Here is an 11,867-nt window from a genome sequence, read left to right on the forward strand (position 1 = left end):
GGAGGGGCCACCGAGCGTCCACCCGGCGTCCGCGCACCTCGACCTGCTCACGACGGGTAGTTTGTGGGCACCCATAGGACTTTCAGGAGGTTGGCCGTGGCTGCTGATCTGTCACAGATCGTGAAGGCGTACGACGTACGCGGAGTGGTCCCGGACCAGTGGGACGAGACACTGGCCGGCCTCTTCGGCGCCGCTTTCGCGGAAGTGACGGGAGCGGCGGCCATCGTCGTCGGCCACGACATGCGGCCCTCGTCCCCCGGCCTCTCCCGCGCCTTCGCGCGCGGCGCGGCGGACCGCGGTGTGGACGTCACCGAGATCGGCCTGTGCTCCACCGACCAGCTGTACTACGCCTCGGGCGCGCTGGACCTCCCGGGCGCGATGTTCACGGCCTCCCACAACCCGGCCCAGTACAACGGCATCAAGCTGTGCCGCGCGGGCGCCGCCCCCGTCGGCCAGGACACGGGTCTCGCACAGATCCGCGAACTGGCCGAGCGCTGGCTGGCGGAAGGCGCCCCGAAGTCCGTGGACCGGCCGGGAACCCTCTCCTCGCGCGAGACGCTGGAGGAATACGCGGCGCACCTGCGCTCCCTGGTCGACATCACCGCCATCCGCCCCCTGAAGGTCGTGGTCGACGCCGGCAACGGCATGGGCGGCCACACGGTCCCCTCGGTCTTCGCGGGCCTGCCCCTGACCCTCGTCCCGATGTACTTCGAACTCGACGGCACCTTCCCCAACCACGAGGCCAACCCGCTCGACCCGGCCAACCTCGTGGACCTGCAGAGGCGGGTCCCGGCCGAGGGCGCCGACCTCGGCATCGCCTTCGACGGCGACGCCGACCGCTGCTTCGTCGTCGACGAGCACGGCGACCCGGTCTCCCCGTCCGCGGTCACCGCCCTGGTCGCCGCCCGCGAACTGGCCCGCAACGGCGGCAAGGGCACCGTCATCCACAACCTGATCACCTCCCGCTCGGTCCCGGAGGTCGTACGGGAGAACGGCGGCACCCCGGCCCGCACCCGGGTCGGTCACTCCTTCATCAAGGCCGAGATGGCCCGCACCGGCGCCATCTTCGGCGGCGAACACTCGGCCCACTACTACTTCAAGGACTTCTGGAACGCCGACACGGGCATGCTCGCCGCCCTGCACGTCCTCGCGGCCCTCGGCGGCCAGCAGGGCCCGCTGTCCGCCCTGGTCGCCCAGTACGACCGCTACACCGGCTCCGGCGAGATCAACTCCACCGTCGCCGACCAGTCCGCCCGCCTCGCCGCGATCCGCGGCGCCTACGAGGGCCGCGCCGACGTCACCCTGGACGACCTGGACGGCCTCACGGTCGCCGCGGCCGACTGGTGGTTCAACGTCCGTCCGTCCAACACGGAGCCGCTCCTGAGGCTGAACGCCGAGGCGAAGGACGAGGCGACGATGGCCAAGATCCGAGACGAGGCCCTGGCGATCATCAGGGGCTGAGCGGCCTGTCCATCAGCGGTAGGCTGACCCGGTATATCCACAGACGTATACCCGCCCTCGAAGGGACACCTCAATGGCGCTCGAAGCCGGCCTCCTGGAGATCCTCGCCTGCCCGGCCTGCCACGCTCCCCTGAAGGAGCAGGACACCGAGCTGATCTGCACAGGGCAGGACTGCGCCCTCGCCTACCCGGTCCGCGACGGCATCCCGGTCCTGCTGGTCGACGAGGCCCGCCGCCCCGCGTGACGAGCCCCGTGACCGCGTAGGACCCCCAGGATCCCCGGCGACCGGAGGCTGCCGCCCATGCTGGACGAATCGCTGCTCGACACCCCGGAGGGCCTCGCCGAGGCCGACCGCCGAGGTCTGCTGCGCGGCGCGGCGGAGGCCGGCGCCCGCGTCCGCACCGCCGCCCGGCACGCCGCCGAGGCCGGCGTCGGCGAGCTCAAGCCCGACGGCCGCCCCCGCGCGGTGCTCATCGCGGGACCCGGCGCCGCCGCCACCCACACCGCCGACCTCCTCGGCACGCTGGCCGGCGTCGGCAGCCCCGTCGTCCGGCTCGCCCCCAACGGCGTCGCCCCGGCCGCGGGCGCCCTGCGCTGGGAGCTTCCCGGCTGGACCGGTTCCGTGGACCTGCTGCTGATCGCCACCCCGGACGGCACGGAACCGAGCCTCTCGCTCCTCGCCGACCAGGCGTACCGCCGTGGCTGCTCGGTCGTCGGCGTGGCCCCGTCGGGCACCCCGCTCGCCGAGGCGGTCGCCGGCGCACACGGCATGTTCGTACCGATGGCGACGGCCCCGTACGACCACGAGGAACCGCTCGCCGCGTCCTCCCCGGGCGTCCTCTGGGCGCTGCTGACCCCGCTGCTGGCCGTGCTCGACCGGATCGGCCTGCTCGCCGCCCCGCCGGACGCCCTGGAGAAGGTCGCCGACCGCCTGGACCACATCGCGGAGCGCTGCGGCCCCGCCATCGCGACCTACAGCAACCCCGCCAAGACCCTCGCCGCCGAACTCGCCGACGCCCTGCCCCTGGTGTGGACGGAGGGCACCTCGGCCGGTCCGGCGGGCCGCCGGTTCGCCGCCGCCCTCGCCGAACTCGCCGGGCGCCCCGCCCTGGTCGCCGAACTGCCCGAGGCGCTCGCCGAGCACAGCGCCCTGCTGGCCGGCCCGCTCGCCGCCAGCGCCGACCCGGACGACTTCTTCCGTGACCGCGTCGAGGAGTCGCCCGCGCTGCACGCGCGCGTGGTGCTGCTCCGCGACCGCCCGATCAGCGGCCTCACCGCGGCCCCCGCCGCCCGAGACATGGCCCTCAGCCACGACACACCGATCAGCGAACTGGAACCGGAGGAGGGCGGCGAACTGGAGACCCTCGCGGAACTGATCGCCGTCACGGATTTCGCCGCCGTTTACCTGGCGCTCGCTTCGAGGGCCTGATCTGACTCCTGGCCGACCGACCGCGCCCACCGACGGCGCGGGACGAAGCGACAACGCCGGCTGAGCCGCGTACGTACGGAGACAGAGAAGACACATGGACCGCCTCGACAACACCGTCCGCCCCTACGCCTGGGGTTCCACCACCGCCATCCCGCACCTCCTCGGCGTCGAGCCGACCGGTGAACCCCAGGCGGAGATGTGGATGGGCGCGCACCCCGGCGCGCCGTCGCGCACCGCGCGCGGGACCCTCGTCGAGGTCATCGAAGCCGACCCGCAGCGGGAGCTCGGCGCCGGGGCGGTCGACAGGTTCGGCCCGCGCCTGCCGTTCCTGCTCAAGCTCCTCGCCGCCGGAGCGCCCTTGTCCCTCCAGGTGCACCCGGACCTGAAGCAGGCCGAGGAGGGGTACGCCGACGAGGAACGGCGCGGCGTCCCGGTCGACGCCCCGCACCGCAACTACCGGGACGCCAACCACAAGCCCGAACTGGTCTGCGCGCTCACCGAGTTCGACGGCCTGTGCGGCTTCCGCGATCCGCTCCGGACCGCCGACCTGCTGGACGGGCTCGGCGTCGACTCCCTCAAGCCGTACGTCGACCTGCTGCACGCCCACCCCGAGGACGCGGCCCTGCGCGAGGTGCTCACCGCGATCCTCAGCGCCGACCCGGAGGAGATGGCCCACACCGTCGCCGAGGCCACCGCCGCCTGCACCCGCCTCGGCGGCGCCTACGCCCCGTACGCCGACATCGCCCACCACTACCCGGGCGACCCCGGCGTCATCGCGGCCATGCTGCTCAACCACGTCCGGCTGCAGCCCGGTGAGGCACTGTTCCTCGGCGCCGGCATCCCGCACGCCTACCTCAGCGGTCTCGGCGTCGAGATCATGGCCAACTCCGACAACGTCCTGCGCTGCGGCCTGACCCCCAAGCACATCGACGTCCCCGAACTGCTGCGTGTCGTCCGCTTCGAGGCGAGCGACCCGGGCGTGCTGCGCCCCGAGGCGTCCCCGGACGACGAGGAGGTCTACGAGACGCCGATCGACGAGTTCCGGCTCTCCCGGTACGTCCTCCCCGCCGGCGGCGCCGCCCACGACGTCACCCGGGACACCCCGCAGATCCTGCTCTGCACGGCCGGCACCGTCCGGGCGGGCGAGCACGAACTGGGCCCCGGTCAGTCGGTGTTCGTCCCTGCCGGTGAGAAGGCGGAGATCTCCGGCCCGGGCACGGTCTTCCGCGCCACCGTGATCGTATGACCGGGGCTGTGCACAGCCGGTGGATCATATGACCGCGGTTGTGGATACCTGACGCACCGGTGCCCGGCCGGGCTGCAAGAATGGCCCCCCGGCAAAGACCGGGCAAAGCCGGGTACCCGTCCGGATGGACGCAGAGGGCGACAGAGGCCGACAGAGGCGAAGGGACAACGCGAACACATGAGCGCGTCAGGCGGTACCAGGGCGATCGTGGCGGCACTCGGCGCCAACCTCGCGATCGCGGCATCGAAGTTCGTGGCGTTCGCGTTCAGCGGCTCCTCGTCGATGCTCGCCGAGGGCGTCCACTCGCTCGCCGACTCCGGCAACCAGTTCCTGCTGCTCGTCGGCGGCAAGAAGGCGCAGCGCGAGGCCACCCCGCAGCACCCCTTCGGCTACGGCCGGGAGCGGTTCATCTACGCCTTCCTCGTCTCGATCGTGCTCTTCTCCATCGGCGGCATGTTCGCCATCTACGAGGGCTACGAGAAGGTCCGCCACCCGCACGACCTGGAGCACTGGTACTGGCCGGTCGGGGTCCTCTTCTTCGCGATCATCGCCGAGGGCTTCTCCTTCCGCACGGCCATCAAGGAGTCCAACGAGCTGCGTGGCAAGCTCTCCTGGGCCCAGTTCATCCGCCGCGCCAAGGCGCCCGAGCTGCCCGTCGTCCTCCTGGAGGACTTCGGCGCACTCATCGGCCTGGTCCTCGCCCTCGGCGGCGTCGGCCTCGCCCTGCTCACCGGCGACGGCATCTGGGACGGCATCGGCACCGTCTGCATCGGTGTCCTGCTCGTCCTGATCGCCCTGGTGCTCGCCGCCGAGACCAAGTCGCTGCTGCTCGGCGAGGCCGCCGGCATGGAGGACGTCAAGAAGATCGAGGCGGCGATCGTCGACGGCCACACCGTCACCGGCGTCATCCACATGCGCACGCTGCATCTCGGCCCCGAGGAGCTGCTGGTCGCCGCGAAGATCGCCGTCCAGCACGACGACACGGCCACCGAGGTCGCGACCGCCATCAACGCCGCCGAGGCCCGCATCCGCGCGGCCGTCCCCATCGCCCGCGCCATCTACCTGGAACCGGACATCTACAGCGAGACCGAGGCCGCCAAGGGCCCGGACCCGGAGGCGACCCCGGGCGGCCCGACCCCGCACCCCGCCGGTCACTGACACCGCGCACGACGGCTCAACCCGCACCGACCGCACCGGTCGACGTCGATCGGGCCGCACCGGTCGACGTCGATCGGGCCGCACCGGTCGACGTCGATCCGGCTGCACCGGCTGCACCGACTGATGCCGGATGGGCCGTACCGTTCGACGCCGATCCCGCTGCACCGGCTGATGCCGGATGGCCCGCAGCGGCCGACGTCAGACCGGCTGCACCGGCCACGGCGCCGGCGGCACCACCGGCGCCTTCCGCCGCCGTACCACCAGAAAACCGAGCCCCAGACCGATGCCGGTGAGGACGAGCGCCCCACCGACGAGCAGGGCCGTACCCAGCAGCGCCGGGCCCGTACGGTCTTCCGTCACCCGCCCCTGCACGGCGTCCAGGGGGACGGTCCCGCCCTGGTCCGCGGCGAAGAAGCGGGAGTCCATCGCGTGGGACCGATGGTCGCCCATCAGGAACAGCCGCCCCCGCGGCACCTTCACGTCGTACGGCCGGTGCACACCGTCGGCGTCGCCCTCGTAGACGTAGGGCTCCGTGATCGGTTCGCCGTTCACCGTGACCCGCTCCTCGGTACCGACGGTCGTGCAGCAGGCCACACGGTCGCCGCCCACGCCGATCACCCGCTGCATGAGTACACCGTCGGACTTGTAGCGCTCCGGCAACGCGAACAGCACGACGTCACCGCGCCGCACCTCGCTCCCGTCCACGCGCTCCCAGAAGATCCGGTCGCCTTTCCGGTACGTCGGCGCCATGCTCTGGCTCGGCATGCTGCCCGTGCCGTACGCGTCGCGCCCGTACGCGTAGGCACCGCCGGTCAGCACCACCCCCACCAGCCCCGCCACCAACGCCGCGACACCCAGCCCCCGCCCTCTGCCCGCCATGTCCCGTCCTCCCCACGCGGCCCATCCGCGGCGCGGAGAATAGCGGCTCCTCGTGAACTCTCCGTACCGCCGCTCTTCACCAGGCGCGCGGTACCAGCCCCACCCCTCCGGGAGGGGCCGCGCCGCGGTCTTGAGGGAGGGGGTTGCGTCCCGCTTCTGCGGCAGGGGCTGGGCGCGGTTCTGTGAGAGGGGCTGCGCTCCGGCCCTCCGTGAGGCTGTGTCCCGCCCTCGGGAGTCCGTGTCCCGCCCTTCTGTGAGGCTGCGGTCTGCCCTCGGAAGTCTGTGTCCCGCTCCTCCACAGGCCCCGACTCGCACCCCCCAGAACACCTCGAATCCGACCGGGGGAATCAGCAGGCGGACTGGGGACGACCGGGTCCTGCGGTGTAGCTTGGGACGGAGCCAGACGTCGCTGCTGATGGCGGTCGGGCGGTCCCACACGGACCGACCGAGGGAGAGAGGGCCTCCGACGGACTGCGCTGCGCGTCGCGGGCATGCCTGTGTCCTCTTCCCGGCCCCGGTGTCCGCCGCCGCGCAGACCAGCCGTACCCACCTCGCCCCAACCCCGAGGAGCAGCTCGTAATGACGACTGTCGAGAACCGACAGGACTTCAAGGTCGCCGATCTCTCGCTGGCCGAGTTCGGCCGCAAGGAGATCACCCTCGCCGAGCACGAGATGCCCGGCCTGATGGCGATCCGCAAGGAGTACGCCGAGGCGCAGCCGCTGGCCGGCGCCCGTGTCACCGGCTCCCTGCACATGACCGTGCAGACCGCCGTCCTCATCGAGACCCTCGTCGCCCTCGGCGCCCGGGTCCGCTGGGCCTCCTGCAACATCTTCTCCACCCAGGACCACGCGGCCGCCGCCATCGCCGTCGGCCCGAACGGCACCCCGGACGACCCGCAGGGCGTCCCGGTCTTCGCCTGGAAGGGCGAGACGCTGGAGGAGTACTGGTGGTGCACCGAGCAGGCGCTGACCTGGCCGGACAGCCCCACCGGTGGCCCGAACATGATCCTGGACGACGGCGGTGACGCCACCCTCCTCGTCCACAAGGGCGTCGAGTACGAGAAGGACGGCAAGGTCCCCGGCCTGGAGACCGCCGAGTCCGACGAGCACCGCGTCATCCTCCAGCTGCTGCACCGCACCCTGGGAGAGAACCCCCAGAAGTGGACCCAGCTGGCCTCGGAGATCCGCGGCGTGACGGAGGAGACCACCACCGGTGTCCACCGCCTGTACGAGATGCAGCGCGACGGCGTCCTCCTCTTCCCGGCGATCAACGTCAACGACGCCGTCACCAAGTCGAAGTTCGACAACAAGTACGGCTGCCGCCACTCCCTCATCGACGGCATCAACCGCGCCACCGACGTCCTGATCGGCGGCAAGACCGCCGTCGTCTGCGGCTACGGCGACGTGGGCAAGGGCTGCGCCGAGTCCCTGCGCGGCCAGGGCGCCCGAGTGATCATCACCGAGATCGACCCGATCTGCGCCCTGCAGGCGGCGATGGACGGCTACCAGGTCACGACCCTGGACGAGGTCGTCGACAAGGCCGACATCTTCGTCACCACGACCGGCAACAAGGACATCATCATGGCCTCGGACATGGCCAAGATGAAGCACCAGGCGATCGTCGGCAACATCGGCCACTTCGACAACGAGATCGACATGGCCGGCCTCGCCCAGATCCCGGGCATCGTCAAGGACGAGGTCAAGCCGCAGGTCCACACCTGGACGTTCCCCGACGGCAAGGTGATCATCGTGCTGTCCGAGGGCCGCCTGCTGAACCTGGGCAACGCCACCGGCCACCCGTCGTTCGTGATGTCCAACTCGTTCGCGGACCAGACCCTGGCCCAGATCGAGCTGTTCACCAAGCCCGACGCGTACCCGACCGGTGTCTACGTGCTGCCCAAGCACCTCGACGAGAAGGTCGCCCGCCTCCACCTGGACTCGCTCGGCGTCAAGCTCACCAAGCTGCGCCCGGAGCAGGCCGCGTACATCGGCGTGGAGGTCGACGGCCCGTTCAAGTCGGACCACTACCGCTACTGAGCCGGTGACCCCATTGAGCCGGTGACCCCATAGGCCGGTGATCCCGTGGTCCGGCCCGCCGGGAAAGTGCGCCGGTGCACCGACGCACCCTCCCGGCAGCAGGTCCTCAGAGGCAGGCCCCCGCACCCCCGTGCCGGGGGCCTGCCCCTTTGGCTTCCAGGACCCAAGGCTTGTGGCTCCCAGGACCTACGGCTTCTGGACCCCAGGGCCTATGGCTTCCGGCTGGACCACCCCGTCACGATCCAGGACTCCCATGCCCCGCGGCCGCTATTCGCTCCACGATCCGCACGATCACACCCCCCTCGCAGAAGAGCACTTCCAGTGCGCCCCCGGCCCGTCCGGCTGGCGCTACGTCTCCCGGCTGACCGGCCCCGCCGGTGATGACCGGGGCTCGGTCGATCTCACCCTGGACGACCTCGGGCGTCCCATCCGCCTCGAACTGCAAGCGGGCGGCTGGCAGGTGCGCGGCGCCGCCCTCGACGGCGTCACCTGGGTCCGCACCGACCCCACCGGCACCCATGCCACCGAAGGCAATGTGCGCGCCCACGCCTTCACCGGCACCTCCCCCGCGTTCCTCGTCGCCACCGCCCGTCTCCTGCGCCTCACCCCCTCGTCCGCCGCGACCCGCGTACGCCTCGTGGCCTTCACCGACCCGGTGCTCGCCCCCCGCACCGTGGACCAGTCCTGGGCTCTGGTGAACAGCGAAGCACACGCCACTGACAACGGCCCCCTGACCGTGGACGAATACCAGGTCACCGCCCTGGACACCGGCGAACAGCACGCCGTCCACATCGCCGGGGACGTCGTCCTGGCCGCGCCCGGAATCGAGCTGGAGGACCTTCAGTCACCGCCGTCGAGCTTCGACTGACCCGGGACCGCTTGAACCTGGGACCGGCTGAACCCGGGGGGGTCGGTCGGACCCGAGGTCGGCTGCACGTGGGGACCGTCGAACCCAGGACCGGCTGAACCTGGGAACTGCCGCACCCGGGGTCCGCTGAATCCGGGAACTGCCGAACCTGGCACCGCCTGACCTCGGCACGGTCCGGAGCGGGCACGACCAGCGGCCCCCGGCCCCGGAATCCGCAGGGTCGCCCGACCGCGCTCCGCCTTATGCCGGTGGCGCGAACCCGGTAGCCGGTCGGTCGGCCCGCGGCTCGTCCTCGCGCGTCGGCGAGGGAGCGAGAGGCGCCTGCGGCTGCTGGGTCCCGCCCTGATCTGCCCCAGGCTGAGCGGAACCCTGAGGCCACGCGGCCGGATGCTGGTACGAGTCCGACGCGGCGGAATGCTGCGAAAGGGCTGAGGGTTGGGACCGGGGTTGGTACTGGGATTGGTACGAGTAACGGTCCGAGGCGGGTGCGCCGCCCGGCTGCGCCGCCGAGGGGGCGAAGCCGTCGGCCGACGGGCCGCTGCGACCGAACGCCTGCCGGGCCTCACGGGTCTGCCGCTCGTGCACCACGGCCGCCAGGAACGCGGCCGGAGGCAGATCCGCCGGCATCGGGGCACCCGTACGCCCCGCGAGGTCGGCCGCCAGTCGCTGCCCCATACCCGCGGACGCCTGAGGATCGAGCTGCTGCATCCGGCCCAGGTACTGCCGGACGGCGAGCCACAGCCCGTCCGGCACCGCCGACAGGTCCAGCTCGGCGAACCGTCCCGCGAGCCACGGAGGCGGGGGCGGAACGAAGCCGGCACGCCCGGCCGGTATCCGCTCGCGCACCACCAGAGTGCCCGCGAAGACGTCCCCGAGCCGCCGCCCTCGCGCCGAGACCAGCGAGGCGATACAGGCCACCACCCCGAGCGTCATCAGGATCTCGACCACCCCGATCGCGCCCCGCACCAGCGCGTGCCGGAACCGGATGGGCCCACCGTCGTCCCGTACCACCCGGAGTCCGAAGGCCAGCTTCCCCAGCGAACGCCCATGACTGAGCGTCTCGACGGCTATCGGGCCGCCGACCAGCACCAGCAAGAACGCTGCGATCGACAACGCCACCTGCGCGGCTTCGTCCAGCGAAGCCGTCGACGCCACCAACACCATGATCACGACGATGTACGCGACCATCGCCACCACCAGGTCGAGCAACACCGCCAGCGCCCTGCTCGGCAGCTTCGCGGGCCGCAGTTCCAGCGCCACCGCCTCGCCCGTCACCAGCTCACTCACGCCCGCCGCCCTTCCCTGGTCCGCCCCCTGAACTGCAAGTCTGCCAAGCTGGGGACGCATCGCGCCGCAGTACGACAAGCTGACAGCAATCACGAGCACCCACGACGATCCGTGGACGACCAGTCGAGGAGCCGGCAGACCCGATGGACCTGGACGTCTTCGTCTCCGTACACCGAGCCGAATGGGACCGGCTCGATGCACTGCTCCGTCGTCGGCGCCGGCTCACCGGCGCAGAGGCAGACGAACTCGTCGCCCTCTACCAGCGGACCGCCACCCACCTCTCCCTCATCCAGTCGAGCGCTCCGGACCCGCAACTGACCGGACGGCTCAGCCAACTCGTGGCACGCGCGCGTAGTGCCGTCGCCGGCACCCGCCGAGCCTCATGGCGGGATGTCACGCGCTTCCTCGGCCAGGGGTTCCCGGCCGCCGTCTACCGCGCCCGCCACTGGTGGGTGCCCACGGCTCTTGTCTCCACCGTCATCGCCGTCCTCCTGGGCTGGTGGATCGGCACCCATCCCGAGGTGCAGTCGTCCATCGCGGCGCCCAGCCAGCTGCGCGAGCTGACCCGTCCCGGCGGTGAGTACGAGACCTACTACTCCAGCCATCCCGCCGCCGCCTTCGCCGCCCAGGTGTGGACGAACAACGCTCAGGCGGCGGCGATGTGCCTGGTCCTGGGTGTGTTCCTGGGCCTTCCGGTCCTCTGGATCCTCTTCGAGAACATGCTCAACCTGGGCGTGGGCTTCGGTCTCATGTCGTCGGCGGGCCGCCTCGACACCTTCCTCGGCCTGGTCCTGCCGCACGGTCTGCTCGAACTGACCGCGGTCTTCGTCGCCGCGGGTACCGGCCTGCGCCTGGGCTGGACGCTGATCGATCCCGGACCGCGCACCCGGCGCGCGGCTCTCGCGGAGGAGGGGCGAGCCGCGATCGGCATGGCGATCGGTCTCGCCCTGGTCCTGTTCGTCTCCGGCGCCATCGAAGGCTTCGTCACCCCCTCCGGCCTGCCCACCTGGGCCCGCATCGGCATCGGGGTCGCGGCCGAGCTGGCGTTCCTGGCGTACGTCTACGTCCTCGGTGGCCGGGCGGCACGCGCGGGTGAGACCGGCGACCTCGAAGCGACGGACCGCAGCGCGTCCGTACCCGCGGCCGCCTGATGTGCAATCGACGCCTGTGAGCTGCTAGTCTCCTCTTCGCCCCGCAAGAGCCGTTGACACGGAGGGCGTGGGGAGGTAGATTCAAACAGTTGCCTAGAACTGGACAGGTTCCCGGGTAGCCGATAGAATCTACTTGCTTCTTCAGAAGTCGTGAACGACGTTCCGAGAAGCATCTCCGATTACTCAGAATGAGCGGCCGGTCAGACCGGCTAAAGACTTCTGATAAAGTCGGAACCGCCGGAAAGGGAAACGCGAAAGCGAGAACCTGGAAAGCACCGAGGAAATCGGATCGAGAAAAGATCTGATAGAGTCGGAAACACCGAAGGGAAGCCCGGAGGAAAGCCCGAGAGG

General features: G+C 71.2%; 10 protein-coding genes. 8 read left to right on the forward strand and 2 right to left on the reverse strand.

Annotated elements, in window-relative coordinates:
- Positions 1 to 96 precede the first annotated feature (96 nt).
- The 5 genes from ACIGYR_RS34565 (at position 97) to ACIGYR_RS34585 (ending at position 5,294) form a co-directional block, all read left to right on the forward strand.
- The gene (locus ACIGYR_RS34565; protein ID WP_399607196.1) at positions 97 to 1,461 is read left to right on the forward strand and encodes a phosphomannomutase/phosphoglucomutase; all 1,365 of its coding nucleotides are present in this window, start codon (positions 97 to 99) and stop codon (positions 1,459 to 1,461) included.
- 73 nt (positions 1,462 to 1,534) lie between these two features.
- Positions 1,535 to 1,705 (forward strand): Trm112 family protein, encoded by a 171-nt coding sequence (locus ACIGYR_RS34570; RefSeq protein ID WP_391847918.1) that lies wholly within the window; start codon positions 1,535 to 1,537, stop codon positions 1,703 to 1,705.
- A gap of 57 nt (positions 1,706 to 1,762) precedes the next feature.
- Positions 1,763 to 2,890 (forward strand): SIS domain-containing protein, encoded by a 1,128-nt coding sequence (locus tag ACIGYR_RS34575; protein ID WP_399607193.1) that lies wholly within the window; start codon positions 1,763 to 1,765, stop codon positions 2,888 to 2,890.
- Positions 2,891 to 2,984: 94 nt separating this feature from the next.
- Positions 2,985 to 4,136 carry a mannose-6-phosphate isomerase, class I gene (manA, locus tag ACIGYR_RS34580; RefSeq protein ID WP_399607190.1) on the forward strand — a complete coding sequence of 384 codons (1,152 nt, stop codon included), beginning with the start codon at positions 2,985 to 2,987 and terminating at the stop codon, positions 4,134 to 4,136.
- A 177-nt stretch (positions 4,137 to 4,313) separates the two neighbouring features.
- A complete protein-coding gene (locus ACIGYR_RS34585; protein ID WP_399607187.1) occupies positions 4,314 to 5,294 on the forward strand; it encodes a cation diffusion facilitator family transporter in 981 nt (326 codons plus the stop codon).
- Between the two features lie 198 nt (positions 5,295 to 5,492).
- On the opposite strand, the gene lepB is transcribed toward ACIGYR_RS34585, so the two are convergent.
- A complete protein-coding gene (lepB, locus tag ACIGYR_RS34590) occupies positions 5,493 to 6,173 on the reverse strand; it encodes a signal peptidase I (protein WP_399607185.1) in 681 nt (226 codons plus the stop codon).
- A gap of 579 nt (positions 6,174 to 6,752) precedes the next feature.
- Between lepB and ahcY the strand changes: the two genes are divergently transcribed.
- Together ahcY and ACIGYR_RS34600 are read left to right on the forward strand one after the other, a co-directional pair.
- Positions 6,753 to 8,210, forward strand: a complete 1,458-nt coding sequence (gene ahcY / locus ACIGYR_RS34595; protein WP_399607182.1) for an adenosylhomocysteinase — start codon at positions 6,753 to 6,755, stop codon at positions 8,208 to 8,210.
- Positions 8,211 to 8,463: 253 nt separating this feature from the next.
- Positions 8,464 to 9,078: a hypothetical protein gene (locus tag ACIGYR_RS34600; RefSeq protein WP_399607179.1), complete on the forward strand. Its 615-nt coding sequence runs from the start codon at positions 8,464 to 8,466 to the stop codon at positions 9,076 to 9,078.
- A gap of 240 nt (positions 9,079 to 9,318) precedes the next feature.
- Here the strand turns inward: ACIGYR_RS34600 and ACIGYR_RS34605 are convergent, their stop codons facing one another.
- A complete protein-coding gene (locus ACIGYR_RS34605; protein WP_399607177.1) occupies positions 9,319 to 10,365 on the reverse strand; it encodes an RDD family protein in 1,047 nt (348 codons plus the stop codon).
- A gap of 143 nt (positions 10,366 to 10,508) precedes the next feature.
- Between ACIGYR_RS34605 and ACIGYR_RS34610 the strand changes: the two genes are divergently transcribed.
- Positions 10,509 to 11,516, forward strand: coding sequence for a stage II sporulation protein M (locus tag ACIGYR_RS34610; protein WP_391847911.1), 1,008 nt, complete (start codon positions 10,509 to 10,511; stop codon positions 11,514 to 11,516).
- Positions 11,517 to 11,867: the final 351 nt, after the last annotated feature.

It is taken from the genome of Streptomyces sp. NPDC053076, assembly GCF_044546845.1.
Taxonomy (GTDB): domain Bacteria; phylum Actinomycetota; class Actinomycetes; order Streptomycetales; family Streptomycetaceae; genus Streptomyces.